Raw genomic sequence first — 26,756 nt, 5'->3', positions numbered from 1 at the left:
CGTTTTCTAATGCGAATAGTAGGCCAGCCTTTATTTTTTAATTCGCCTGATCAGTACGTTCTCTAAGGGGAATTAACCCCTTTTCATTTTATGGATACGTTAATCGAGGAGTAATCGGGCGGCTCTCTTGAAGTGAAGTTCACTGAACCCTTATTCTTCTAGGCCTGTTTCTTTTTGCTGCTGAATAAAGCGGCTATTTAAGCCTTATTTTTCCGCTAATAGCTAGGTGATGATCAAAAACAAATGAGGGCATCACGATTTGTGACACCCTCATTATATTGAAACATAAAATAATTGTCTTATTGTACTGGAGGTGCTGGTTGTTCTGTTGGTTGCTCAGCCGGAGGTGTAGTTGGCTCTGTTGGCTCTGTTGGCTCAACGGTTGGTTCTACTGTTGGCTCCACCATTGCTGGTTCCTCTGCTTTTTTAGCAGCACGTTCTTCAACGATTTTTGCATAAAGTGGTTTTTGTTCTTCTGTTAACAATTCATTCACTTTAGCGTCTAAATCAGTATTTAATGTTTCAATTTGAGTTGCTTTTGCATCCTCTGTTTGTGCAGTATCTTCTTTGATAGCTTTCTTTGCTTTTTTATGTTCTAAAACAACGTTGTATATCTGTGCTTGTTGATCTTCAGTTAAAGTTAACTGAGAGGTCCACTCTTCTACTGTTGCTTTTGCTTTTTCCTCTGGATTTGCATCTTGTGCAAATGTTAGAGTTAACGAAAATAATACTGCTGTTACTGCTAGAAATAATTTTTTCATGATCTTATGTTTTTAGTTTAACATTTAAAATTTAATTCGTTTTTCTACAATTAATAACAGCCAAAGCCGGCCTTTTATTGTATCATTTGTATCAGCTTTGTTACTTTTTAACATTTTAAAAATGAAAATTATTCGGGCAAAAAGATTGTTTTTAATAAAAAAATCGCCTTTAAAGCGTAATAAAGGCCTATTTTAAGAAAATTGTGGTTAGTCGAATAAAAGTATCATAAATATTACAATTTAACATTTGGAATTTTTTCGACGGGAGATTTTTGGAGAGAAAATGATAGGGTTTCGCTAAATATATGAACTGTTTTAAGAACGTGGAGCTAAATGTTGGCTGTTCTAAGCGAGTTAATCGTATAGGAACGGTTACTCTGGCGAGTCAATGCAGTCCTGGATGGATGCGAAAAATTGATCAGCATAATCTATTTCCATTTCTATGGGTATATAATAAATTGGGAGATCCTCTAATTTAGCAATAAGGAGTCTTTGAGCATCCTTTTCTGTGGTCAGGATGATTTTAGTTTGGGAATGGATGTTATGGAACCTAGAGGTTATTTCTTGATAATCCTTATCCTTAAAAGCATAATGATCTGGAAATGACAGGTGCTCTAGCGTTAATTGTTTTTCTATGAGGTGATCAAATAAGGGTGCCGGGTTTGCAATTCCTGTTACAAGCAACACATGACTTGCCATCTGATCATTCCAACCCTGTGTCTTAGATGGGTTTAAACAAACAGGTGCAAGATATTGGATCTTGGAATAATAAATTGGAGCACTGGGGTTATATCGCCTTATTTTGGTTTCGATTTTGGTTTTATGTTCCTGGGTCAGCTTCTGGGGGCATTTCGTTATCAAAATCACATCGGCCCTTCGGGTTTGATTAAAGCTGTCTCGAAAATTTCCTGTTGGTAGCATCAGTATTGGATTCAGAATGGAATGGTATTCAAAAAGTAAAACGGCGCATGTGGGTGTGATTTTACGATGTTGAAATGCATCGTCTAACAAAATTAAGGTATGATTTTGTTGTAGAGTTTGTATCCCATTGGCTCTATCTTGGTCTACAGCGACCGTAATATCGGGATAGTTCTTTTTGAACTGCAAAGGTTCGTCCCCTACCTGATCAACCGGGCTGCCGGTTTGCACCAAACGAAATCCTTTGGTTTTTCTACCATAACCTCGGCTTAGGGTTGCAAGACTGTATTTTTGCTTAAAATGAGCGATGCATTTTTGGGTAATTGGGCTTTTTCCCGCTCCCCCAACGGCCAGGTTTCCAATAACGATGGACCGAACAGCAAAGGTTTTACTCGAAAAAAAGTGTACATCATAGAGTTTATTTCGAACGAGTACCACCAACGTGTAGAGGATGGTAATGGGGAATAATAACCATCTGAGTAAGTGCATGCTATTTCTTTATTAACTTGATCCCAACGTCATTGATGCCAATGAGTGGGTTATCGATCATATTTTGTTGCAGCGAAAAGCTATAGTATCCTGAGTCTGGGAAATGCAGATCTTCCTGGATTAATTTAGACTGACTATACAGATTGCCTGCAGATTTGCCGATCCATTTTCCCTGGGGGTCGGCTAATTTGATTCTATAGTGATGTATACGATTTTTAATGGATGCTCCATGTAGGGTCACCATCAAGGAAATATCCGAATAATTATAATATCCGGTGTGCCTTAATTCCAAAAACAGATCGTATTTGGCCTTTTGGTCTATTACCTTTATCTTAAATTCGGGTTTAAAATCGTAATCCCAGCTTTGATTTGGGATTACGATATTTTTTTCAAAAAAGTCACCTCTTTGGCATGAACTGAATAAAAGGCATACTAAAGAAAAGATGAATATTCCTTTCATAAAATTTTATTTATGACTTAGCTTTCCGCGTTACCTTCTTGATTCCGGTTATTTTTTCTATTTCTATGGTGTGGCCTTCCCTTTGGTTTTTTAGCTGCATTTGCTTCTGCCTGAGGGGAGTCTTTTGTTTTTTGTTGCCTAACTTGTTTTGCAGGCTGATTTTTTTGCTCTTGTTTTGAATTTACCCCTGTTTCAGAGGCCGGTTTTGCTCCGACTTCTGTTTGTGCATTGTTTGCCGGACGTCTAGGTTTTTTCTTCTTTTTCTTTTTGTTTTGATCGTCCAAGCGGGTTAGACTATCCTGACCCACCACATTTTCATAATCAGGTAACGCAATTTTTGCGTCCTCTACCTTTTCTGAATTGATTAGTTCTTGCACTTTTTTACCAGAGGCATTTAATTCAGCCAACTCTTTTACTTTATCTGCTGGAATTGGAATCCAATTCTCTGCCCGAGGGTAGGCGAACCACATGATTTTTTTGAAAATATCGGTTTTTTGTAAATAAGCCATTCCCGAAACCGTATCAATGCGGTCAATATTTCCTGGTATATCCTTCAGCGCGTCCATATAGCTATCCAATTCATAGTTTAAACAACACTTTAACTTTCCACATTGTCCAGCTAGTTTTAGGGTGTTTAAAGAGAGATTTTGATACCGGGCGGCTGAGGTTGAAACGGTTTTAAAATCGGTCAACCAGGTCGAACAACAGAGTTCTCTCCCGCAGGATCCGATTCCGCCTAAACGACTTGCTTCCTGCCTCATTCCGATTTGTTTCATCTCGATCCGAATTCGAAAAGCTTCAGCCATGCGCTTAATCAATTCCCTAAAATCCACCCGGCCTTCTGCGGTATAGTAGAAGGTTGCTTTGGTTTTATCTCCTTGATAGTCAACGTCTGAAATTTTCATTGAAAGGCCAAGCTCCAGGGCTAAATTTCTAGCTCTGTGCATGGTTTCCCATTCCAAATCTTTTGAAAGTTGATACTTCGTCACGTCGTTCTCAGTGGCCTTTCGATAGATTTTTTTCACAACATCGTCTAATCTGACGTTGTTTTTTTTCAATTGAAGGCGCACCAATTCGCCGGTTAAAGAGACGTGGCCTATATCGTATCCGCCTGTACTGGGCTCAACGGCCACCATTTCACCCATTTCTAGGTATATATTCTCTGCATTGATAAAGAACTCTTTTCTCGAGCCTTTAAATCGTACCTCAACAATATCAAAAGGTTTATAGTTAGAAGGCAAGTCCATATCGACAAGCCAATCGTAAACATCTAATTTATTACATCCGCTGGTCATGCACGTACCGTTGTTATTACAACCCGACGGCACAGTACCAAGTGTTTTGCTCCCGCAACCACCTCCGGATGAGCAACTGCCACATCCCATATTTTTATGAATTATATATATTGAGTCCCCACTGGGAACGTATTGTATTTAAATACTAAAACTAACTGCAAAGATAAATCTAAAAATAATATTTTAGGATTCGCGTTTCTTTCGACAGAATAATGTGTTTTTTCCAATAATTCGATCATAAAGGCTAACTTCTCTAAAGTGCTGATCTCACTAAAGCGTTTCACAAACGCTAATTGTTCCTCTTTCAGAAGGACTAATTCTGGCATTCCCTGGTTCACGAGTATAATTTGCCGAAGCACCCCTATCGCGTAGATTAAAAAGGATTTTTGACTCTCCCTGCCCAGTTTGCTTAATTCTTCTTCACAGATTTGAATAATTTTTAATCCTGAATCGGTCACAATGAATCGTAACCAGCGAACAAGGAGTTCAAAATGTTCGTTTGAGGATTCCTGCATGAGCTCAAAAGCGGATTGCAGGTTTCCATCTGCGATAAATGAAATTTCTTGCGCCCTTTTTGGTTCTAATTTCTGAACATCGATCAGGTAATCGCTAAGCTCCTGGTGAGTTAATTTATTGACCTTGACCAACTGCGTCCTTGAAATAATGGTGTTGAGTATTTTATTTTGGTTTTCTGAGACCAAAATAAACAAGGTTTTCTCCGGAGGCTCCTCGATGAGCTTAAGCAAGGCATTTCCTTGTACGTCCAGGTATTCGGGCAACCACATGATCAGCACCTTGTATTCTGCCTCGAAAGACTTCAAGCTTAATTTTTTGATGATATCATGGGCTTCATCAATGTTAATATTCGCTTGTTTATTTTCTGCATCCAGAGTTTGCGTCCAATAACCCAAACTTAAAAATGGATTCGAAAGAAACGCTGAGCGCCATTGATCCATGAAAGCCGAGGCTGTCTTTTCATTTTTTTTTGCAAAAAAGGGATAGGAAAAATGCAGATCGGGGTGAATGAGTTTTTCGTATTTGTTACACGAACTGCATGTACCGCAACTGTCATTTTCAAGTTTATTTTCACAATTGATAAACTGTGCATAAGCAACGGCCAACGCTAAAGAGCCTGATCCCTCTGGACCAAGAAAAAGTTGCGCATGGCTCACCCGGTTTTCATGAACCGTGGCGATGAGTTGCTGCTTAAGGGTTTGATGTCCTATGATCTTATGAAACTGCATAACGTTAGGATACAAATGTACAAATTAAAACGGAGTGCTTTTTAAGTTAATGCTGGACTCGTGGAATTTGCATTGCAAAAAATTAGATTCTTTTCCTTATTATTGCATATAAAATCTATTAGCATCAGGACATGAGATTCATTGTATCCACCTCTATTTTACTCAAACAATTACAAGCAATAAGTGGGGCATCCAGCTCCAGCACAGTGCTTCCTATTTTGGAAAATTTTTTATTCGAAATTAAGGATAATATTTTGACGATTTCGGCAACGGACCTGCAAACCAGTATGGTGACCAGTCTACAGATCGAGGCCAAAGAAGAGGGGCGTGTTGCCATGCCATCTAAAATTTTAATAGAGACCTTAAAGACACTTCCCGATCAGCCCGTAGCTTTTTCCGTAGACACAACAACCCTGTCAATAGAAATTAGCGCAGGTGACGGTAAATACAAATTGAGTGGAGAGAATGCGGACGATTTCCCTAAAATTCCGGTTCTGGAAAACGCATCTTCGCTCGCGATTCCTTCGCCCATTTTAGCCGAAGCCATCTCGAAGACCATTTTTGCCGTTAGTAACGATGAATTGCGTCCGGCAATGTCGGGAGTTTTAGTTCAGCTGGCTGAGCAGTCCATTACCTTTGTGGCTACCGATGCCCATAAATTAGTGCGCTATCGCCGCACGGATATTGGGGTTGCTAAAGGGACAAACATTATTCTTCCTAAAAAAGCGCTTACGCTTTTGAAATCATCTTTGCCTTCTGATGATGTGAAAGTTGCTATCGAATACAACAACACCAATGCGTTTTTCAAGTTTGGGAATACACACTTGATCTGCCGCTTGATTGATGAGCGGTATCCGGACTACGAAGCGGTAATTCCACATTTAACGCCCAATACGCTGACCGTGGACAGAACTTTGTTCTTAAACACATTGCGCCGGGTGGTTATTTTTGCGAATAAAACAACACATCAGGTTCGCTTGAAAATTTCTGGTAGTGAACTGCATATCTCCTCGGAGGACGTGGATTTTTCAAATGAAGCGCATGAGCGGTTAAGCTGTCAGTTTGAGGGAGATGACATGGAAATTGGCTTTAATGCTAAATTCCTTGTCGAAATGTTGAATAACTTGAATTGTGAGGAAGTCGTATTGCAAATGAGCACACCAAATCGTGCCGGCTTGTTGGTTCCTGCCGTTAAACAAGATCATGAAGATGTGTTGATGTTGGTGATGCCAGTTATGTTAAACAATATTTAAAAAAGAATACATTGGATTTTATCTATTCGCTTATAGACTTCGTTCTGCATATTGATGTCCATTTGGTTGAAATTGTTAATAGTTACCAAACCTGGACGTATTTGATTTTATTTTTGATCATTTTTGCCGAAACGGGTCTTGTCGTTACGCCTTTTTTACCAGGTGATTCTCTTTTATTTGCAACCGGAGCGATCATCGCTAAACCGGAAACAGATTTGAATATTATGATGATGTGGGGTATTCTTTTAATCGCTGGTATATTGGGGGATTTGGTCAATTATCATGTTGGAAAATACATTGGACCCAAGGCTTTTAGTGGGAAATATCGGTTTTTGAAGAAGGAATATTTGGATAAAACAGAAGGCTTTTACGATAAATATGGTGGCAAAACGATTATTTATGCTCGTTTTGTGCCTATTGTAAGGACTTTTGCGCCGTTTGTGGCAGGGGTCGGTTCAATGAGTTACAGTAAATTTGCCTCCTACAATATAATAGGAGCATTTCTATGGGTAACCTCCTTTCTATTTATAGGGTATTATTTTGGAAGTTTACCCATTATCAAAGAGAATTTCACGATTGTGATTTTTGTGATTATTATTTTATCTATGGTTCCTCCTATTATTGAGGTGCTTAGAGAAAAATTCAAGAAGAAGGCTGTTTAATTCGAAATCGCTAAAAAATAAAACAAATTTATACGCTAGGTTTGTCTGCATGAGCTCGATAGAATATCGAGCTCATGTTGTGTCTGCTGTTTTCCTGTGGCCGGGTCTTTTAAGGGTCCTATTTTTTTTAATCGTTAGTTTACTGAGCCTCAAGGACTCGCATTTGAGACCGGGATTGGGCAGCATTTTATTTTCATTTTTGTTTAAACGCTTGCGCCCAATGGGAGTCTTTTAAGAAAAGAAAACACTATGCGCTATCTGTTATTTGCTATGATCCTTTGGATCCAACCGCTATTTGCTCAACGTATTGAAGTTGATAAAAAAGAGGCTAGAAGAGCTTTCGAATACCTGAATGCTTTTCGGATGAATCCTCAAAAATATAGCCGCGCTTTGGGACTTCCAAGGATCAGAAATGTGAAACAGACTAGATTAGTCTGGAATAATCAGCTAGCCAAGGTGGCTCAGGCCCGTGCTTATGACATGGCTAAACGTAATTATTTTGATCATGTAGACCCTAGAGGATATGGCCCGAATTATTATATACATAAAGGCGGGTATGCCTTGAATGCCGCCTGGCTTAAAAAAAGGTCGGGCAACAATTTTGAATCTATCGCTGCGAATCGGGAGACTGCCGTTGATGGCATCAAGGCCTTCATCATCGGCCAGGGATCTCCGGGACATTACCACCGCAAGCATGTTTTAGGACTTGATCCCTGGAATGCTTCTTTGAATGATATCGGAATAGGTTTTGTCAAGGTTCCTACGGGGGCGACCTACACCACCTACCTCTGCGTTATTATTGCCAAACATGATTGGTAATTAGATATCTTTGTTTTTACTGAAGTTTTATACCTTTGCATATGATAAAATCGATGACAGGGTACGGGATCGGCAGCTCCGAGTCAGGGGCTGTGAAATACACCGTTGAAATCAAATCTTTAAATTCTAAATTTCTAGAATTAAATCTTCGTTTACCCAAAGCGGTATCGGATAAAGAGTTATTTCTACGGGCAGAATGTAGTAAGTTACTCGAGCGCGGTAAAGTGAGCCTGAATGTAAGTGCGGACCATTTGGACAAAACGGCAAAAGGGTCCAATATAAATGAAGAATTATTAAAATCGTATTATAACCAACTTCTTACAATTTCTAAAGAGCTTGGTGATTCCGGCTCGAACCTTTTTGAACTCGCATTGAACATGCCGGAGGTGATCGGTCATGAGGATGAGATTAATCCGCTTGAGGGAAAGGTTTTAACAGATGCTTTTTATGTTGCTGTTTCTCAATTCAACCAGTTCAGATTAGATGAGGGGATGGTCCTGAAAAAAGATTTGGAACACCGGGTCTCCTTAATTTTGACGTATCTGGAAGAGGTTGAGGGGGTTGAGGGTTCTCGTATTCCCTTAATTCGCGAGCGTATTAACCAGTATATGGATGAGGCTGTCGGGAAAGAAAACGTGGACATGAACCGATTCGAACAGGAGTTGGTTTTCTATATTGAGAAATTAGATATTACCGAAGAAAAAGTTCGTCTTCGTAGTCATTGTAATTATTTTGTACAGGCTTTAAATGCGCCAGATTCCAATGGCAAGAAATTGGGGTTTATTTCCCAAGAAATGGGTCGGGAGATTAATACCTTAGGCTCGAAAGCGAATAATGCCCAAATTCAACAAATCGTGGTTAAAATGAAGGATGAATTGGAAAAAGTCAAAGAGCAATTATTAAACATCGTCTAACATGAAGGGTAAGCTACTGATATTCTCAGCTCCCTCGGGAGCAGGTAAAACCACCATTGTCAAGCGCATTCTTCAAAAACACGGTGATAAAATCGCTTTTTCCATATCGGCCAGTACACGGGCGCCCCGGGGTGATGAGCAGAATGGGAAAGATTATTATTTTATTTCTCAGGAGGATTTTTTACATAAAGTGGCCAAACAGGAGTTTATTGAGTTCGAGGAGGTTTATTCGGGCACCTATTATGGCACACTAAGAACGGAGTTGGATCGTATTTGGGCCCAGGGTAAGCATGTCATATTTGATATTGATGTTGTTGGCGGTTTACGCTTAAAGTCGAAGTTTGCTGATCGGGCGCTCGCTATTTTTGTCAACCCACCGTCTTTGGATGTCCTTAAAGAAAGGTTGACTGGAAGAGGAACGGATAGTCCAGAAAAACTGAAGGAACGTTTTGCCAAAGCGGAGCATGAATTAAGCTTTGCGGGTAAGTTTGATGTTGTCCTGCAAAACGATGATTTAGAAGTTGCCTGGCGTGAGGCCGAGAGATTGGTGTTGGATTTTATTAATTCTTAGTACATGTCAAAAGGGAAGATTGGTTTATTTTTTGGTTCCTTTAATCCGATTCATGTTGGTCATTTGATTATAGCCAACTATATGGCCCATTACACTTTTCTGGATAGTGTTTGGTTTGTGGTATCTCCCCAAAATCCTTTTAAAGAAAAAAAGAGTCTTGCCAATATGTATGACCGGCTGGAGATGGTTAATTTAGCCTTGAAAGATGCCGATAAACTTCTTGCCTGTGATGTGGAATTCCAGCTCAGACAACCCTCTTATACCATTGATACCTTAGTTCATTTGCAAGAAAAACACCCGAACAAGGAGTTTTACTTAATCATGGGCGAAGACAATCTCCAGGGCTTGCCTAAATGGAAGAATGCGGAGATCATTCTTCGTGATTTCAAAATTATGGTGTATCCCAGACCTGGTTATCATGCGGATGCATTGAAAGAACATCCTTCGGTCACATTTACCCAGACTCCGGTCATGGAGTTGTCCTCAACGGCTCTGCGCCAGGCGATTACCGATGGAAACTCAATTAAGTTCTACACGCCGGACCCTGTCATTGATTTTATCGAGAAAAAGGGTCTTTATTCCTAAAATCAACTTTTTGATAAAAATTAAAACCATTTCCCCCCTTTGGGTGTTTTCTATATAGTTTATAATTACTAACTTTTTTAAAAGGAGAAAAAATGGATAAATTAGATTTGAAAGGAAAGTGGAACGAAGTTAAAGGTAAAATCAAACAAGAATATGCCGATTGGACAGACGACGATTTAGCCTATGAAGAGGGTAAAGAGGACGAGTTGGTGGGCAGAATGCAACAAAAACTTGGTAAAACCAGAGACGAAGTCGTTACCTGGTTGAGAAGTTTAGGATAAATATTGTGTACATTTTATTGCTGGACGATTACCAGAAGCTCTACTTCCAGAGTGAAGCTGCCGGTAATCGTCCATTTTTTTTGCCCAAGCCCTGCTGACCGTCCGTGATGGCTATTGCTGATTGGGACTTGCCTCTAGAAGTCTATTCCACTCCGGATGACGTTTCAAATAGGCAACCACCAAGGGACATATCGGAATTAATCGGTATCCATTTTCTTCAATATAGTGCAGCGTTTTCTCAATGACGGCTGTTGCAGCTCCCTTTCCCTGTAATTCTATGGGACTTTCGGTGTGAATCAGCCAGATTTTTTTATCGCGTTCCTTATAGGCGATAAAAGCCATGTAATCCCCGACTTTGAGCTCAAAACGTTTCTCTTGCGTGTTCTTTACTAAGGGAAGAGTTGTATATTCTGTATTCATGTTGTTTACCTATTTAGTTAATCTTCTAGTACACCAAATTTACCCGCATTAAAATCGATTATTGCCTGATTAATTTCTGCTTCAGTGTTCATCACAAAGGGACCATGACTTACGATAGGCTCATTAATTGGCTCACCGCTTAAGATCAACACAACACTTTTTTGCGTGGCCTGGATGTGGATTTCTTCTCCTTGATTTGCAAACAAGACAAAGCTATGTTCTTTTGCGTTCTCACCATTAACCTGTACATTCCCATTGACAACCAACAGCGCGGTGTTGTGATCTGCCTGGATGGAGGTGGTAACCTGGGCTCCTTCGTTGAGTTTGAGGTCGAATACATTAACCGGACTGTAGGTTTGGGCGGGACCCCGCACACCGTTGAAGTTGCCGGCGATAACATTGACCACTCCTGCATTGTCGGCCAGTTCCAGTTTGCCCATGCCCGAAGCGGTTAATTCCTGGTAATGGGGCGTAACTGATTTATCTTTTTTAGGAAGATTTACCCATAACTGCACCATCTCAAAAGGCCCACCTTTTTTAGAGAAGGCCTCTTCGTGGTATTCTTTGTGCAAGATGCCATTGCCTGCTGTCATCCATTGAACATCACCGGAATTAATAATGCCATGGCTTCCGGTACTGTCGTGATGGGCTACAGAGCCTTTATAAGCAATGGTTACCGTTTCAAATCCTTTGTGCGGATGAACACCAACACCTCTGAGATGATTGGATGGACCAAAATCGTATTCGGGATTAAAGTCCAACATTAAAAATGGACTTATCCTTTGCTGAGGGATTCCGGCGCCCGGAATATAATTAAACACTCTGAAACCATCACCAACCATGTGAGGACGACCTGCGTTTGTCACAATTTTTTCAATTAATTTTTCCATGTGGTTTTTCTTTTATATACACAAAGTTACCGCAAGCCAAAGTGCCTGTCATTGATGTAGGATAAGAAGTGCGAGATTGTCTTTCTAAATTTGTTCAACCTTGAAAGGCTGTTCGCTGCTGTTGGCGTTCCTGTTTTGTACTAAAATTCGTTAGTCAGCTATGACATGTACATTTAAATGTATGAATTTCCTGCTGCAAACAGAAATCTTTGAGAAGATGGTCACCTGATTTTACAGTTTGAAGCTTTGTCATCGGCGGGTAGGGTTTTCGATTTTAATTGACAAATAAGGGTAGAAAAATTAATTTTGTTACAATTTTAAGTCATTTATTTTGCAATTCATCTATAGACTGTTTTATCTGTTTGTTCTTTTATTTTGCTTTTGCGTCCCTGTTTTGCTGGCGCAAACAGATACGCTTGGGGCTCAGGGGATCTCTTGCCAAGCTCACAACGAGCATTCTGTACTGTTCCCAAAGGCTAGTGGAATTCGGCTAGATAGTTTGTCCTGGAGTTTGAAACCCAAGCGGGAAAAAAGATTCTGGCGTGCATCAGCAGAATGGTTTTTAGCACAGGCCCTGCCGGCCTCCTTTAACCGGTTTATTACCAAAGATCCGTATTCGTATATCGGTTTTAAGAATTTCTTAAATCATCAACGTATTGGCGCCTGGGACTGGGATGACAATCAGTTTACAACAAATCAGATTGACCACCCTTTTCATGGTCAGATTTATTTTAATGCTTTCCGGTCCAATGGTTTTGATTTTTATCAGTCCAGTTTGGCCACCCTTGCCGGGAGCTACCTCTGGGAAACCGCCGGGGAAACACAACATCCCTCGACCAATGATCTGGTAAATACAACTTTTGGGGGTATTTTACTTGGGGAAATGATGCATCGTGTGTCACGGAATATTCTGGCAAGAAATCGATATGGGAATAATGTTGTTGGCAATGAGATTGTCGCCACTTTGGTGAATCCGATTAATGGCTTAAACAGGTTTCTGGATGGTAAATGGGGAAAAAAGGTGGATGATTATTATGTGGCGGATTCCTCGGTGATAACCGCTGAGCTTGATGTGGGGCTCAGACGATTCGATGCAAAGGATGGTGATTTTATAAGCGAAGGAAAGAATGCTTTTTATGGGCGTTTACGGTTTCGTTATACCAACGGTGATCACAATTACAAGAAACCTTTTGATGCTTTTTCCGTTAATTTGGAACTCGGTGACGGGGATAGTTCGTTTATAAATGCAGTGAACGTCCATGCCCTGCTTTATGGCGCTAAATTCTTCAAATCTAAAAAGGGCGATCATTATGGGACCTTGAATGCACACTATGATTTTTACAACAACGATGCTTTTTTTTACGGGGCTCAAAGTTTGAATTACAGCTGGCTGTCGGAATTCAAATACAAGCAAGGAAACCGCTTAAATCTAAGCGTTGGTGCGGGTGCTGTCCTTTTGGCTGCGGTACCGGACCCTTACTTGTTGTACGGTGAGAGCAGGAATTACAATTACGGTTCTGGTGCCTCCTACCGCTTTAAGGGTGAATTGATGATCTTAAACCGGTTTTTATTAGGCGCCGACTACAATGGAGGCGTGTTCTTTACGATTTCGGGCACGGATTCCTATTACATTCTTCATGGACTGAATGTGGAGGGATCTTTGAGGCTTTACAAGCGGTGGTCCATAAATCTGAGCTCGGGGTACTTTAATTTACAAGGACATTTTAAAGATCAGCAGTTTCCTGACTTTAACCGTGAATATCCGTATGGGAAGCTATCTCTGGGGTATAATATCTTTTTTTGATATCCAAGGAGTTAACGGTATTGCACTAAGCAAGGCGCTGTATTTTTCTGTTTAAGGAGCTTTGCCGGAGCTCTCGTTTCTGCTGCTGGTTTTTACACAATGGTATTAAAAACTTAACCGGTGAATTGACTCACTATAGTCCGTTATTTTTTGGAAATTGTTACCTTAGCCTTATGACAAAAAAGAAACCTGTTATTTTGGTTGTCAATGATGATGGGATCACCGCTCCGGGCATTAAAGTGCTGCTGGAGGTGATGCAAGAAATTGCAGATGTCGTTGTTGTAGCGCCAGATAGTCCACAATCCGGCATGGGCCATGCGATAACCATTGGTAGACCCTTGCGTTTGGACAAAATAGACCTTTACCCGGGAGTAGAAATGTATAAATGTTCGGGAACTCCGGTGGATTGTGTGAAATTAGCCGTCAACAAAATATTTAAAGGCAAAAAACCAGACCTATGCGTTTCAGGAATTAATCATGGGTTGAATTATTCCATTAATGTATTGTATTCGGGGACCATGTCTGCGGCTGTTGAAGGGGCGATCGAAGGCATCCCTTCCATCGGTTTTTCGCTGGACGATTTTGCGCATCATGCGGACTTCGAACATACGCGTAGCTACGTAAAGAGCATTTCACTACAGGTGCTGAAAAACGGTCTTCCTAAGGGAACTTTATTGAATGTGAATTTTCCGAACAAATCGTTGCCCATTAAGGGAATTAAAATCTGCCGTCAAGCAAATGCAAAGTGGTTTGAAGAATTTGATGAGCGTTTAGATCCATACAACCGGGATTATTTTTGGATGACCGGTAAATTTGAGTTGAATGATCGTGGTGAGGATACTGACGCATTTGCGATTCACAATGGTTTTGTATCTGTTGTGCCCACCCAGTTTGACATGACAGCGCATCATGCAATTCCGGAGTTGAATTCTTGGCGTTTTGATAATTAAGAAAACGATGAAAAACAGTTTAATTTTAGGGTTTTTATTGGGGATGATCTTTCCGATCATCGCTTTTGGCTTGATGAAATACACGGATTTACAGATGCAGTTGTTTGCCGATAAACCCACCGGTTTGTATGTAATTGCTGCCGCAGTGAATTTGGTTTCGTGCTGGCTATGTTATAAACGGCAATGGGATAAGACGGCCAATGGTCTTGTGCTGGCAACATTTATCTCCATGTTGTTTTTGATTTTTACAAAGAACATTGCCATTTAATTTGAGGATATAATGAAATTAACCTTGGGGTTTTCACCCTGTCCAAACGATACTTTTATTTTCGATGCGCTGATCCATGGTAAAATTGATACTGGGGATTTGGCGTTTCACGTGGAATATCATGATGTGGAAACGTTAAATGAAAAAGCCTTTGATGCTCAGCTGGATATCACCAAACTAAGTTACCATGCCTATGCCCATGCCATTCAGGATTATGAGCTATTGGATGCTGGAAGTGCGTTGGGTTTTGGTGTCGGTCCCCTACTGATTGCCAAAGACAAAGACTTGGCGCAAAAGCTGAGCTCAAACGCGGGTTTGATGACGGCTCAGGACCTTGGGGAACTAAAGGTCGGTATCCCTGGAAAATATACGACAGCTAATTTTTTGTTAGGTCTTGCCTATCCAGGGTTAACCAACAAGCAAGAAATGCTTTTTTCCGAGATAGAGTCCGCCTTGCAGCAGGGTTCCATCGATTTGGGGCTCATTATCCATGAGAACCGGTTTACCTACATGAATAAGGGCTTGCACAAGGTGGTCGATTTGGGGGATTATTGGGAGAAAACAACGGGATCCCCTATTCCTTTAGGCGGTATTGTTGTTAAAAGATCTCTGCCGCAACCCATTAAGCTAAAGATCAACTCGCTGATCGCACAAAGTGTTCGTTTTGGCTTTGAGCATCCGGAATCGGGGGCGGATTATATTCGATCTCATGCGCAGGAAATGGATCTTCAGGTGATGTATAAACACATTGAGTTGTATGTGAATTCTTATTCACTGGACCTTGGAACTCAGGGAAAAAAGGCAATCCAACAGCTCTTTGAAAAGGCTTATGAACTTGATCTTATTCCCAAGACGTCCAAAAACCTCTTTTTAACAAAATAAAATGAAAAAAAGGTTTTGGTTCTTATTAGTTATCAACCGTATTAATTAAATTTGCCCGACTAATGTCAAAATGTCTGCTTAATTGAGTTGGAGTCATTATTGTACATGCGTTTCACAGAAATAGAGAATTATGTTAAAATTTATAAGCAAAATATTTGGTAGTAAGTCTGAAAAAGATGTAAAAGGCATACAGCCTCTAGTAAATAAAATCAAGGAAGAATACGAGAAACTTGCGGAATTATCTCACGATGAGTTACGTGCAAAAACGCTAGATTTTAAAAATCGTATCCGCGAACACCTCAAAGAGATTGATGAGGAAATCGCCGGATTGAAGTCTGTTTCTGATGGGACAGAAGACATGGAGGAAAAAACAGCCATGTATGATCAGATTGATAAGCTGACAAAAGATCGTGATAAAAAGCTGGAGGAGGTTTTATTGGAGATCCTACCGGAAGCTTTTGCTGTTGTTAAAGATACTGCTCGCCGTTTTAGCGAAAACAAAGTCATTCAGGTTACGGCCACTGATTTTGACCGCAATTTAGCGGCCCGTAAATCAAACGTTACCATTCAGGGGGAGAGTGCGAACTGGAGCAATACCTGGACGGCCGCAGGTACGGAAGTGACCTGGAATATGATTCACTATGATGTTCAGTTAATTGGTGGTATTGTATTGCATCAAGGTAAAATTGCCGAGATGTCAACGGGTGAAGGTAAAACTTTAGTAGGAACCTTACCCTCTTATTTGAATGCATTGGCGGGACAGGGAATTCACATTGTGACCGTGAATGATTATCTGGCACGTCGTGACTCTGAGTGGAATGGTCCTATCTTTGAATTTCACGGTCTGAGTGTGGACTGTATTGATAAATACCAACCCAACTCCCCTCAACGTCGTCAGGCTTATTTAAACGACATTGTTTACGGAACCAATAATGAATTCGGTTTCGATTATTTGCGTGATAACATGACCAACACCAAGGAGGCTATGGTTCAGCGCAAATTGCATTTTGCAATGATTGATGAGGTTGACTCGGTCTTGATTGATGATGCCCGGACTCCTTTGATTATCTCTGGTCCTATTCCTAAAGGTGATCAACATGAATTTTATCAACTCAAACCGAGAATTGAACGTTTGGTGAATGCGCAAAAAGCATTTATCAATACGGCATTAAACCAAGCAAAAAAAGCGATTAAGGAAGGCGATACAGACCCTGAGGCTGGTGGACTGGCTTTATTCCGTGCTTACCGAGGATTGCCTAAAAACAAGGCGCTGATTAAATTCCTCTCTGAGGGGAACCACCGTCAAATTCTTCAAAAAGTCGAAAACTTCTATATGCAGGAGCAAAACCGTCACATGCCTAAGGCTGATGCGGAATTGTTCTTTGTCATTGATGAAAAAAATAACCAGGTTGAATTAACCGAAAAAGGGATCGAACTCATCACTGCAACTGGAGAAGACCCTAGTTTCTTTATTTTACCAGATGTGGGTACTGAAATTGCTGAAATTGAAAAATCAGCCTTACCTCTGGAGGAAAAAGCAGCTAAAAAAGAGGAATTGCTACGTGATTATTCTGTGAAGGCAGAACGTATTCACTCCATCAATCAACTCTTGAAGGCTTATACCCTATTTGAGCTTGATGATCAGTATATTTTGGACGATGGTAAGGTTAAAATAGTTGATGAGCAGACCGGCCGTATCATGGATGGTCGACGCTACTCGGATGGTCTACATCAAGCCATTGAAGCGAAAGAGAATGTTAAAGTAGAGGACGCAACCCAGACCTACGCAACCATTACCCTTCAAAATTACTTCCGTATGTACCATAAGTTATCCGGGATGACCGGTACGGCCTCCACCGAGGCTGGTGAACTTTGGGAAATATACAAATTAGACGTTGTTGAGATTCCAACAAACAGACCCATTCAACGTGATGACCGTCAGGATTTCATCTACCGTACGGCGCGTGAAAAATACAACGCTGTGGCTCAAGAAATTCAAACATTAACGGAAGCAGGCCGCCCGGTTCTAGTGGGTACCACTTCGGTTGAAATTTCAGAATTACTGAGTCGTATGCTTAAACTTCGCGGCATTAAACACAACGTGTTGAATGCGAAGCTGCACCAGAAAGAGGCGGATATTGTTGCCGAAGCGGGGCATGCTAGTCAGGTTACTATTGCAACCAACATGGCAGGTCGTGGTACGGATATTAAATTATCTGAGGGTGTTATTAACGATGGCGGTTTAGCAATCATTGGTACAGAACGTCACGAATCGCGCCGGGTTGACCGTCAGCTTAGAGGTCGTGCGGGTCGTCAAGGAGATCCTGGATCCTCTCAGTTCTTTGTTTCTTTAGAAGATCCATTAATGCGTTTATTCGCTTCCGAACGAATCTCCAATTTGATGGTTAAAATGGGGGTTGAAGATGGCGAGGTGATGCAACACAGTATGCTGACCAAATCCATCGAACGCGCACAGCGCAAGGTAGAGGAGAATAACTTTGGTATTCGTAAACGTTTATTGGAGTATGATGATGTGATGAACTCTCAGCGTACCGTAATTTACACCAAGCGTAAAAATGCGTTATTTGGAGAACGTTTAGACGTAGATTTGAACAACATGATATACGATGTTGTGGAAGATATTGTTATTGAGGCAAAAGAGGATAATTCTTTCGATGAATTCCAAATTGAAGTTATTCGCGTGTTTGCAATCAACCCGGAAATAAGTCAACAGGATTTTTCGAGTACAGCAGCCGGTGATATTGTCGAGAAATTATTTGAACAAATCATTGCAGTGTACCACCAAAAGGCGATCCATGTCGCTGAACAAACACTTCCTGTATTAACCAACGTTCAAGCGGAACGCGGTGGAATGATTGAAAATATTATCGTTCCTTTCTCCGATGGAATTCGTGGCATTCAAGTTGCTACTAACTTGAAGAAAGCGGTTGAATCCCAGGGGAAGGAAGTTTTTAAATCTTTCGAAAAAGGAATTGTTTTAGCGCTTATTGATGAGGCATGGAAAGAGCATTTACGTGAAATGGATGATTTAAAACAATCTGTTCAGAATGCTGTTTATGAACAAAAGGACCCAATTATTATTTATAAAATGGAGGCCTATGATTTGTTTAAGTCCATGCTGGCGGTGATGAATAAGGATGTGGTTAGTTTCTTGTTTAAAGGAGAAATTCCTGGACAACAGCAAGAGGCACAAAATATCCAAGAAGCTCGTCAGGAAAGCCCTAAGGTTAAAGTGAAAGAAACCAAAGAGGAACTGGGCTCGCCAACGGGTGTATCCGAAGAGGATTTAAATACCCAGCAAGCACAAGTTACCCAGCCTATACGTAAAGAACAGGCGATTGGTAGAAATGACGAATGCCCCTGTGGATCTGGTCTTAAATACAAGAACTGTCACGGTAAATAAGGTAATACGTAATGATGTATAAAGGATTTTTAGTTTGTTTTTTCTTGTTGTTCTGCTCGAGTTTACTCAAAGGACAACAGAAAAAGGTTGAGGTAGAAAGGGACTCATTGATTGGGCTTTTACAAGAATACCGAGCGTTTTACAAACTTAATCCTGTTGAGTCAAAAACGATAAGTTTGGAACCTAAAGTCATCGACAAATCCAAGGCAACTCGGGTAAAAGTACGTGGCTTTAGGGTTCAAATATATTCCGGGTCAAGCCGAAGTGAGGCTACCCGCGTTCAGAATAATTTCATTCACCAAAATTCAGATATCGGAGCCTATTTGGACTACGTTGAACCCAATTATAGGGTGAAGGTTGGTGATTTTACCAGCCGAGCATCGGCCACGGCATACATGCGCAAAATGCGGGGCACCTATAAAAACGTTTTTGTCTTTGTGGAAGACGTCTGGATTTGGAGATAGGAGTTAGCCAACATGTCAAATATCAAACAAAAAATACAAGATTTAGCGAAGGCTTTCCAGCAAGATACCATTGATACCCGGCGGTATTTGCATCAACATCCTGAACCCTCTTTTGAAGAATACAATACAGCCCAATTTGTAAAGGACTACCTGCGGGATTTGCAAATTCCTTTCGAGCCCATGGCTGGCACCGGTGTTGTGGCCTTGATCCAGGGAGAGATCCATTCGGAAAAGGTCTTGGCCTTACGAGCAGATATGGACGCTTTGCCTATTACGGAAGTTCAAGGACGTTCCTATGGCTCTAAAAACCCGGGACTGATGCACGCCTGTGGACATGATGTTCATACGTCCTCGTTGTTGGCTGTTGCCCGTATTTTAATGGCCTTAAAGGCTGAACTCTCCGGCACAGTGAAACTTATTTTTCAACCAGCAGAAGAAAAATTGCCAGGAGGCGCATCCCTGATGATTGAGCAAGGTGTGTTGGAGAATCCAGTGCCCAATGGCATTATTGGCCAGCACGTGATGCCTTTTATTGAAACGGGAAAAGTCGGTTTTCGCTCTGGAAAATACATGGCTTCTTGTGATGAGCTGTTTATGACTGTTCGTGGCAAGGGTGGTCATGGTGCACATCCGCATCAAAATATAGATCCTATTGCCATTACCGCTCAGATTATTTCCGCTTTGCAACAAGTGGTGAGCAGAAATGCCGACCCACGAACACCTACGGTGCTCTCTTGGGGTAAAATTATTGGTCAAGGTGCCACCAATATCATTCCTGATGAAGTGTATTTGGAAGGGACCTTCCGTACTTTTGATGAACTCTGGCGCAAACAGGCCCATGAGAAAATGATCAAAATGGCCGTTGGTATGGCTCAGAGTATGGGGGCAGAATGTGATTTTGAGGTAAAAAAGGGATATCCTTTTTTAATCAACGAACCGCTACTCACCAGCGCTGCTCGAGGATTCGCCCAAGAATACCTTGGCGCTGAAAATGTTGTAGAGCTCGAGCTTTGGCCTGCCGCAGAGGATTTTTCTTATTATTCACAACAAACCAATGCCTGTTTTTATCGTTTGGGCACAGGAAATAAGGCCAAAGGAATCACCTCGGCCGTTCACACCTCCACCTTTGATATCGATGAGGCTGCTTTGGAAATTAGTATTGGCTTAATGTCCTATATTGCTTTTCAATATTTAAGTCGGTAAGGGTATGTCTTCTCATCACATCGTTCGGGAAAACCAAGAACCGGCCTTATTTATAGCTGATCCGCACTGTCTGGATCAGGAGCACATCAATCAGCTCTTGGAATGGAGCCCCACACTACTGACCGTTTTAGAACATTATCCAACCCTGATGTCTCGTGGCATAAAGGTGGATGTTTTATTGTATCCCCAGGAGCAAAAGGAAGATTTACCCCTAGAGGAAAATATGCTTAAGATCCCCTTTAAGGAGGGGTATTGGGCGGCCCTGTTCGCCTTTTTAACGGATAAAAATAATGCGGCGCTAAATGTGGTATCTCCTCATACAAACCTGAAGGAGCTGAGGCCCTGGCTCGGAGACTTTTCGATCAATATTTTGAATGCCAATCGAAAGTTTGTCATTCTGAAAAACTTTGAAAAATGGCTTCCTAAGGGTAGTCTTCTATTTTTTCCCAGCTGGGATTTGTTAAATCATTCGCGTTTTGAAAACCTTAGAGAAGTATCCTTTGGAACCTTCGAGGTGATCGAGGATGGTTTTGTGCGTACCGGCCCGCAGGAAGATTATTTTTTAATTGCTCAGGAATTATGATTCGAATTGTTGAAGCAGGCCCCAAGGATCTTCCGCTAATTCATCAATTGGCCCACCAGATCTGGCCTGAAACCTACTCTTCCATACTTGCTAAAGAGCAATTGGATTTCATGCTGGAAAAGTCATACGCCCCACAGGCCCTGCATGAGGCGATGGTTATGGGAACCCGGTTTTTTATTCTTTTGGTGGAGCAAGTTCCTTCGGGCTTCATCTCTTTGGAGGAACAAACCGATGTGCTGCGAATTGGAAAGCTCTACCTATCTACCTCCCTTCAAGGTCAAGGACTGGGGAAAAAAATGATCGACTTTGCGGCAAGCTATGCAAAACAACAGCATATGGATACCCTTGAGTTAAATGTAAACCGGGCAAATAAAGCCTATTATTTTTACTTAAAACAAGGGTTCGAAGTGGTAAAGGCCGTTGATATTCCTTATCATGGCTTTGTTTTGAATGATTTTGTCATGCAAAAGAAATTAGAAGCCTAACTTCCCAGCTCTTGCGCTTAATCTCTTAACTTTTCTACCCGGTTTGGCCTTTGACTGCCATCAACGATTCCGATTGCCCCGGCTGCGATGGCCTCTATACTGGATTGAATGTTATCAATATTGAGCGTGGAGACCTCATCCTTTACCGTATGGTAATACAGGTCATTATCTATCTGCGAGGTGGAGAAGGTATGTGCGGGCACACCTAGAGCCGCTAATACCGCATTATCGCTTCTGTAAAACAGGTTCTGCGTTTTGTAAGGGTCGGGATGAAAGGTAAAACTGGTTCCTTTCAGATTTTCTTGCATTAACACGCCTAGATTGGAGGCATCGTAACCCGTGATATAAAGTGAATTGGGTCCAAATCGAGAATCCTTTCCGATCATTTCAATGTTGATCATGGCCACGACTTGTTCGGGATCGATGTGGTTGGAAAAGTATTTTGACCCGTACATGCCAATCTCCTCGGCGGTAAAGGCGACAAATATGAGGGTTCTTTCGTTCGTTCCTAATGCTTTATAATACCGGGCGAGCTCGATTAAAGCCGTTGTTCCTGATGCGTCATCATCGGCTCCATTGGCAATGGAATCCTGGTCCGAGGATGGCTCTAGAATTCCGATATGATCATAATGGGCTGAGAAAATCACGTATTCATTCGGTTTTGATTTTCCGGGTATGGTGGCCGCCACGTTAAACATGGGTAGATCTTGCGTTTTGCGCTGCACATTCATTTCATAGGTGGAAGGAAGGGAGTCGCAGACCAGGAACACTTTGTTCGGTATTATTTTCTGGGCTTGTTCTTTGGTTGAGGTCTGGTTACGGCTGTAGATAAACTTAAAGCGGGCTACATAGGCTGCGTGCTCTTTGTCCACCAATACAATGGCTTGTTCCGTGTTATTTTTGATGATTTCTCTGAATTTTTCTGAAAAATTATCCTCCTTTCCAATCCGTAACTGAGTGATTTGACTGGACTGGTCCCAGTGTAGGTCGGCCCCGTTTCCAGTGATTAAAAAATCGTTCTCTGCTATGGATTTCCCCGCCAATATGATTTCTTGTTTGAGAATTTGTGTTTTATTAATGGTAAAGGATTGTCTGAAATTGTCTTCTGCGTAAGGTTTTAATCCAATTTCTTTAAATTCACCTGCTATAAAGTCTGCTGCCTTGGCGGTCTCTGGCCTGAGGGCCGATCTGCCCATCATTTCATCTGAGGCTAATTGGTTAAGTATTCTGGTTATATTCTCCCGTTGCACGGTCTTTGCCTGCTGCGCAATGCTGTGGCTTTGCGAGAAAACCAATAAGAAAATCAAGATGATGGATTTATTCATGTTGCGATAATTTTAAGTGAAATTAAACAATTTTATAAATTAATGATAGAGCGTTTCATTCTAAAAATAATTATCTTTGGTAAAAAGCACAGTATGAAAGAAATCAGCGTTCAAGAATTAAAAGACATGATGGATCAGAGCCAGGAGTTTCAGTTGATTGATGTTCGTGAGCCTTTTGAATATGAAGTTTCTAATTTAAATGGCGTTAACATTCCTTTATCTGGAGTTGTTATCGAGGCGAATAGAATATCAAAAGAAATACCTGTCATTGTTCATTGTCGTTCAGGAAAGCGTAGCGCTCAAGCCATTATGCTCTTGGAACAGAATGGATTCACTAACCTTTCTAATCTTCAAGGTGGAATTTTAGCGTGGAAAGATGAATTTGATCCCGAAATGGATGTTTATTAAGAAACAACAAAATCAATAAAAGCTCAAGTTAATCCTTGAGCTTTTTGTGTTTTAGGACTTTTGTTAAGATATTTTTAGAATATAGCCTACTTTATTGATAATTGGCAAAAAATAGTTGTTTTATTTAATTCTTTATTAGAAGATTGATAAAACAAGTACCTTTGCAACAGTATACCAGTATAAACAAATGCATTAATTTATGGCTAATCAAACCAGCACAACACAGAGCTTTTTTGAAGGGGTTGCACGTAACTTCGATAAGGCGGCAAAATTCACCTCATTTTCCTCGGGAATCCTTGATCAAATCAAGGCCTGCAATTCCATTTTAAGGATTAAGTTTCCCGTGAAAATTGGAGATGGCCTGGAGGTAATCGAGGCTTATCGGGTGCAACATTCGCACCATAAACTACCCTGTAAAGGCGGAATTAGGTTCTCCATGGGCGTGGATCAGGAAGAGGTCATGGCATTAGCCTCGTTGATGACCTATAAATGTGCTATTGTGAACGTTCCTTTTGGCGGGGCAAAGGGCGGCATTAAAATTGACGCCAAAAAGTATTCTGAATATGATCTGGAAAAAATTACCAGGCGCTATACCACCGAATTAGTCAAGAAGAATTTTATTGGTCCCGGCACTGATGTTCCGGCCCCTGATTATGGAACAAGTGCGCGCGAGATGAGCTGGATTGTGGACACCTATACCACCTTGAATCCAAATGAAATTAACGCTCAAGCCTGTGTTACCGGAAAACCTATTTCTCAAGGAGGTGTCCGGGGACGTACTGAGGCGACTGGTCTGGGCGTGTTTTTTGGCGTAAAGGAGGCCTGTAAAAATGAAAGTGATATGGCTGCTTTGGGTTTAAGTACAGGCGTGGAAGGCAAAAGGGTTATTGTTCAGGGTTTGGGGAACGTAGGTTACCATGCTGCGAAGTTCTTTCAGGAAGGTGGAGCGGTGCTGGTTGGCTTGATTGAATTCGAGGGTGCAATTTACAACCAAAACGGTCTTGACCTGGAGGCGGTTGTTGCGCATCGCAAAACAACGGGGTCTATCTTAAATTTTCCGGGAGCTGAAAACATAGTGGATTCGGCAAAAGGCTTATCTTATCCTTGTGATATCCTGATCCCTGCTGCCTTGGAATCGGTTATTGATACAGATAATGCGGATTCTATTCAGGCAAAAATTATTGGAGAGGCGGCCAATGGCCCCATTACTCCTGGAGCGGATGAGATTTTTAACAAAAAAGGTGTCCTGGTGATTCCAGATATTTATCTGAATGCAGGAGGAGTTACGGTTTCCTATTTTGAATGGCTAAAAAATTTAAGTCATGTTCGTTATGGACGCCTGGAAAAGCGCTTCAGCGAAAACATGTATGCGGAAATTCTGAATATTATTGAATCCATGACCAATCAAAAGGTTTCTAAATTGGAACGAAAGATTATCCTAAGAGGACCGGACGAGGTGGATTTGGTGTATTCAGGTCTGGAAGATACCATGATCGGCTCTTACCAAGAAATTCATCAGATATGGAAGGAGACCCCGGGCGTTGAAGATCTCAGAACGGCGGCCTTTATTTGCGCGATCAACAAAGTGGGTGAATCGTACAAAGAATTAGGGATCTTCCCATAAACGTTTCTCGATATTATCCTTACCTTTGTTCCATGAACAAAATATTTCACCAGACTAAACAAGCCTTCTTATTTAGTCTGGCGTTTTATCTTTTAAGCTTCCTTCTGCTGGTGTTTAAAGCGTGGTTTGCTCCCCTATTATTGAGTATCTCCATCTTGCTTTCCTTGGTTTGGACGGTTGCTGTTCTGATGGAAATTATGCGGTCTAAACGGATCAACCAAACAGAAAGATGGCTTTTGGTTGTATTCGTTATTTGCCTTAATATCCTTGGGGGCATCATCTACTTCTATTTTCTTCGGCAGAGAGTGACTGGATTTAAAGAAACAAATAATACATAAAAATGACTAAAAATTTTATATTGAATACGGTGCTTACTATGGGTATTGTATTCCTGGTATTAAGTGGTTATGCCGCATACAATAGCGGTAATATGTTGATTTTGGGATTATCAATAGCTTTTTTAGTGGTATTGGTTTATCTGAAGATTGTTGTTTTAAGGCAGGTTAGTCGTCAGGTATCTGCCGGTCAACAGAAACCACAAACGCCCAGTTCCCCAAAACACAAGAAAAGGGCTAATAAATAGCCCTAATCAAAATCGTTAATAAGCCTTTAGCTTTATTTTATGAAGGGAGGTTTGCTAACGATGGCCTTCACCTGTTGGTTACGAATTACGATAAAAATTTCGGTACCTTCTTTACTGAATTCCTTGTTCACATAGCCTAAACCAATTGATTTCTTTAAGCTTGGAGATTGCGTGCCTGAGGTAACCCGGCCAATGATGTTTCCCTGTGCATCTGCAATTGGATAATCATGACGAGGGATTCCCCTGTCGATCATTTCGAATCCGACAAGCTTGTTTGCAACACCTTGTTCTTTTTCGGCTTTTAGGTTTTGTGAATTCACAAAGTCTTTGGTGAATTTGGTCACCCAACCCAACCCTGCTGCTAATGGCGATGTGGTATCGTCAATGTCGTTTCCGTATAAACAGAATCCCATTTCCAAGCGTAAGGTATCGCGAGCGCCAAGACCGATTGGTTTGATGTCATAGGCTTTTCCAGCCTCCATGATCGCTTGCCATACGGTATGCGCATGTTCATTATCCACATAGATCTCAAAACCACCCGCCCCGGTATAACCCGTTGCTGAGACCAACACATTTTCAACACCAGCGAAAACACCCTTTTGAAAGGAATAGTATTCCATTTCAGCCAACTCGATCTGGGTTAAATTTTGAAGTGCATCAGCGGCCTTTGGTCCTTGAATAGCAAATAAAGAAGTCTGATCTGAGATATCCTTCATCTGTACACCAAAGGTGTTGTATTTGCTAATCCAATTCCAGTCTTTTTCAATATTTGATGCGTTCACAACCAAAAGGTAGGTTGTATCGTCCAATTTATAGGTTAAGAAATCATCAACAATACCGCCATCCTCATTTGGGATATACGCGTATTGAACTTTTCCGTCATAAAGTTTGGAAGCGTCATTGGAAGAAATCTTTTGAATCAGGTCAAGGGCCTTTTCACCTTTTAAAATGAATTCTCCCATGTGACTTACATCAAACATGCCCACTGAGGTACGAACGGCTTCATGTTCGAGGTTTATTCCTGAATATTGAACTGGCATATTAAACCCTGCAAAGGGAACCATTTTAGCTCCTAATGCAATATGCACGTCTGTTAACGCTGTATTTTTCATCTTAATTCAATGTGTTTTTCTGTTCCAAAATTACGCAATATGAATGACAAAAGATAACCGCTTTTTGCTAAAAGCAAGG

29 protein-coding genes are annotated in these 26,756 nt (G+C 41.2%); 20 read left to right on the top strand and 9 right to left on the bottom strand.

Features of this window, described 5'->3' with window-relative positions:
* Positions 1–299 precede the first annotated feature (299 nt).
* The 5 genes from AC6CHH_RS00285 to AC6CHH_RS00265 form a co-directional block, all read right to left on the bottom strand.
* Entirely contained in the window at positions 300–761 is a 462-nt protein-coding gene (locus AC6CHH_RS00285) for a hypothetical protein (protein WP_498278522.1), read from the bottom strand.
* Positions 762–1,133: 372 nt separating this feature from the next.
* The gene (lpxK, locus tag AC6CHH_RS00280; RefSeq protein ID WP_498278520.1) at positions 1,134–2,168 is read right to left on the bottom strand and encodes a tetraacyldisaccharide 4'-kinase; all 1,035 of its coding nucleotides are present in this window, start codon (positions 2,166–2,168) and stop codon (positions 1,134–1,136) included.
* A gap of 1 nt (position 2,169) precedes the next feature.
* Positions 2,170–2,628 (bottom strand): gliding motility lipoprotein GldH, encoded by a 459-nt coding sequence (locus tag AC6CHH_RS00275; protein WP_498278518.1) that lies wholly within the window; start codon positions 2,626–2,628, stop codon positions 2,170–2,172.
* Positions 2,629–2,645: 17 nt separating this feature from the next.
* Positions 2,646–4,013 carry a regulatory iron-sulfur-containing complex subunit RicT gene (ricT, locus tag AC6CHH_RS00270; RefSeq protein ID WP_498278516.1) on the bottom strand — a complete coding sequence of 456 codons (1,368 nt, stop codon included), beginning with the start codon at positions 4,011–4,013 and terminating at the stop codon, positions 2,646–2,648.
* An 11-nt stretch (positions 4,014–4,024) separates the two neighbouring features.
* On the bottom strand, positions 4,025–5,167 hold the full coding sequence (locus AC6CHH_RS00265) for a DNA polymerase III subunit (protein ID WP_498278514.1): 1,143 nt from the start codon (positions 5,165–5,167) through the stop codon (positions 4,025–4,027).
* Positions 5,168–5,298: 131 nt separating this feature from the next.
* On the opposite strand from AC6CHH_RS00265, the gene dnaN reads away from it, so the two are divergent.
* The 7 genes from dnaN (at position 5,299) to AC6CHH_RS00230 (ending at position 10,252) form a co-directional block, all read left to right on the top strand.
* The gene (gene dnaN, locus AC6CHH_RS00260) at positions 5,299–6,420 is read left to right on the top strand and encodes a DNA polymerase III subunit beta (RefSeq protein ID WP_498278512.1); all 1,122 of its coding nucleotides are present in this window, start codon (positions 5,299–5,301) and stop codon (positions 6,418–6,420) included.
* An 11-nt stretch (positions 6,421–6,431) separates the two neighbouring features.
* Complete coding sequence (locus AC6CHH_RS00255; protein ID WP_498278510.1) at positions 6,432–7,082, top strand: DedA family protein; 651 nt, start codon at positions 6,432–6,434, stop codon at positions 7,080–7,082.
* Positions 7,083–7,331: 249 nt separating this feature from the next.
* Positions 7,332–7,901: a CAP domain-containing protein gene (locus tag AC6CHH_RS00250; RefSeq protein WP_498278508.1), complete on the top strand. Its 570-nt coding sequence runs from the start codon at positions 7,332–7,334 to the stop codon at positions 7,899–7,901.
* 41 nt (positions 7,902–7,942) lie between these two features.
* A complete protein-coding gene (locus tag AC6CHH_RS00245; protein WP_498278506.1) occupies positions 7,943–8,815 on the top strand; it encodes a YicC/YloC family endoribonuclease in 873 nt (290 codons plus the stop codon).
* A 1-nt stretch (position 8,816) separates the two neighbouring features.
* Complete coding sequence (gene gmk / locus AC6CHH_RS00240) at positions 8,817–9,386, top strand: guanylate kinase (RefSeq protein WP_498278504.1); 570 nt, start codon at positions 8,817–8,819, stop codon at positions 9,384–9,386.
* Positions 9,387–9,389: 3 nt separating this feature from the next.
* Positions 9,390–9,971, top strand: coding sequence for a nicotinate (nicotinamide) nucleotide adenylyltransferase (nadD, locus tag AC6CHH_RS00235; RefSeq protein ID WP_498278502.1), 582 nt, complete (start codon positions 9,390–9,392; stop codon positions 9,969–9,971).
* 92 nt (positions 9,972–10,063) lie between these two features.
* Complete coding sequence (locus AC6CHH_RS00230; RefSeq protein WP_498278500.1) at positions 10,064–10,252, top strand: CsbD family protein; 189 nt, start codon at positions 10,064–10,066, stop codon at positions 10,250–10,252.
* Positions 10,253–10,363: 111 nt separating this feature from the next.
* On the opposite strand, the gene AC6CHH_RS00225 is transcribed toward AC6CHH_RS00230, so the two are convergent.
* Positions 10,364–10,672 (bottom strand): GNAT family N-acetyltransferase, encoded by a 309-nt coding sequence (locus AC6CHH_RS00225; RefSeq protein WP_498278498.1) that lies wholly within the window; start codon positions 10,670–10,672, stop codon positions 10,364–10,366.
* Positions 10,673–10,689: 17 nt separating this feature from the next.
* Positions 10,690–11,562, bottom strand: a complete 873-nt coding sequence (locus tag AC6CHH_RS00220; RefSeq protein WP_498278496.1) for a pirin family protein — start codon at positions 11,560–11,562, stop codon at positions 10,690–10,692.
* Positions 11,563–11,956: 394 nt separating this feature from the next.
* Between AC6CHH_RS00220 and AC6CHH_RS00215 the strand changes: the two genes are divergently transcribed.
* The 9 genes from AC6CHH_RS00215 to AC6CHH_RS00175 all read left to right on the top strand — a co-directional run bounded on the left by AC6CHH_RS00215 (position 11,957) and on the right by AC6CHH_RS00175 (position 21,625).
* Positions 11,957–13,366: a DUF3943 domain-containing protein gene (locus AC6CHH_RS00215; RefSeq protein WP_498278494.1), complete on the top strand. Its 1,410-nt coding sequence runs from the start codon at positions 11,957–11,959 to the stop codon at positions 13,364–13,366.
* A gap of 173 nt (positions 13,367–13,539) precedes the next feature.
* Positions 13,540–14,316 (top strand): 5'/3'-nucleotidase SurE, encoded by a 777-nt coding sequence (gene surE / locus AC6CHH_RS00210; RefSeq protein WP_498278492.1) that lies wholly within the window; start codon positions 13,540–13,542, stop codon positions 14,314–14,316.
* Between the two features lie 7 nt (positions 14,317–14,323).
* Positions 14,324–14,584 carry a hypothetical protein gene (locus AC6CHH_RS00205; RefSeq protein WP_498278490.1) on the top strand — a complete coding sequence of 87 codons (261 nt, stop codon included), beginning with the start codon at positions 14,324–14,326 and terminating at the stop codon, positions 14,582–14,584.
* Between the two features lie 12 nt (positions 14,585–14,596).
* Positions 14,597–15,466, top strand: coding sequence for a 1,4-dihydroxy-6-naphtoate synthase (locus AC6CHH_RS00200; protein ID WP_498278488.1), 870 nt, complete (start codon positions 14,597–14,599; stop codon positions 15,464–15,466).
* Positions 15,467–15,596: 130 nt separating this feature from the next.
* Entirely contained in the window at positions 15,597–18,890 is a 3,294-nt protein-coding gene (gene secA, locus AC6CHH_RS00195) for a preprotein translocase subunit SecA (RefSeq protein WP_498278486.1), read from the top strand.
* Positions 18,891–18,901: 11 nt separating this feature from the next.
* Complete coding sequence (locus AC6CHH_RS00190) at positions 18,902–19,354, top strand: SPOR domain-containing protein (protein WP_498278484.1); 453 nt, start codon at positions 18,902–18,904, stop codon at positions 19,352–19,354.
* Positions 19,355–19,366: 12 nt separating this feature from the next.
* Complete coding sequence (locus AC6CHH_RS00185) at positions 19,367–20,557, top strand: M20 metallopeptidase family protein (protein ID WP_498278482.1); 1,191 nt, start codon at positions 19,367–19,369, stop codon at positions 20,555–20,557.
* Between the two features lie 4 nt (positions 20,558–20,561).
* Positions 20,562–21,140: a hypothetical protein gene (locus AC6CHH_RS00180; RefSeq protein ID WP_498278480.1), complete on the top strand. Its 579-nt coding sequence runs from the start codon at positions 20,562–20,564 to the stop codon at positions 21,138–21,140.
* Complete coding sequence (locus tag AC6CHH_RS00175) at positions 21,137–21,625, top strand: GNAT family N-acetyltransferase (protein ID WP_498278478.1); 489 nt, start codon at positions 21,137–21,139, stop codon at positions 21,623–21,625. The genes AC6CHH_RS00180 and AC6CHH_RS00175 overlap by 4 nt, the downstream gene beginning before the upstream one ends.
* A 17-nt stretch (positions 21,626–21,642) precedes the next feature.
* Here AC6CHH_RS00175 and AC6CHH_RS00170 read toward each other — a convergent pair whose 3' ends face one another.
* Complete coding sequence (locus tag AC6CHH_RS00170) at positions 21,643–22,950, bottom strand: M28 family metallopeptidase (protein ID WP_498278476.1); 1,308 nt, start codon at positions 22,948–22,950, stop codon at positions 21,643–21,645.
* 93 nt (positions 22,951–23,043) lie between these two features.
* Between AC6CHH_RS00170 and AC6CHH_RS00165 the strand changes: the two genes are divergently transcribed.
* The 4 genes from AC6CHH_RS00165 (at position 23,044) to AC6CHH_RS00150 (ending at position 25,565) form a co-directional block, all read left to right on the top strand.
* A complete protein-coding gene (locus tag AC6CHH_RS00165; RefSeq protein ID WP_498278474.1) occupies positions 23,044–23,358 on the top strand; it encodes a rhodanese-like domain-containing protein in 315 nt (104 codons plus the stop codon).
* A gap of 199 nt (positions 23,359–23,557) precedes the next feature.
* Positions 23,558–24,982: a Glu/Leu/Phe/Val family dehydrogenase gene (locus tag AC6CHH_RS00160; RefSeq protein WP_498278472.1), complete on the top strand. Its 1,425-nt coding sequence runs from the start codon at positions 23,558–23,560 to the stop codon at positions 24,980–24,982.
* Positions 24,983–25,014: 32 nt separating this feature from the next.
* Positions 25,015–25,320, top strand: a complete 306-nt coding sequence (locus AC6CHH_RS00155) for a hypothetical protein (RefSeq protein ID WP_498278470.1) — start codon at positions 25,015–25,017, stop codon at positions 25,318–25,320.
* 2 nt (positions 25,321–25,322) lie between these two features.
* A complete protein-coding gene (locus AC6CHH_RS00150) occupies positions 25,323–25,565 on the top strand; it encodes a DUF6358 family protein (RefSeq protein WP_498278468.1) in 243 nt (80 codons plus the stop codon).
* A 32-nt stretch (positions 25,566–25,597) separates the two neighbouring features.
* Here AC6CHH_RS00150 and gcvT read toward each other — a convergent pair whose 3' ends face one another.
* Positions 25,598–26,677 (bottom strand): glycine cleavage system aminomethyltransferase GcvT, encoded by a 1,080-nt coding sequence (gene gcvT / locus AC6CHH_RS00145; RefSeq protein ID WP_498278466.1) that lies wholly within the window; start codon positions 26,675–26,677, stop codon positions 25,598–25,600.
* Positions 26,678–26,756 lie beyond the last annotated feature (79 nt).

This window comes from Sphingobacterium sp. GQ94 (genome assembly GCF_059758715.1).
This window is presented reverse-complemented; position numbering and strand designations above follow the sequence as displayed.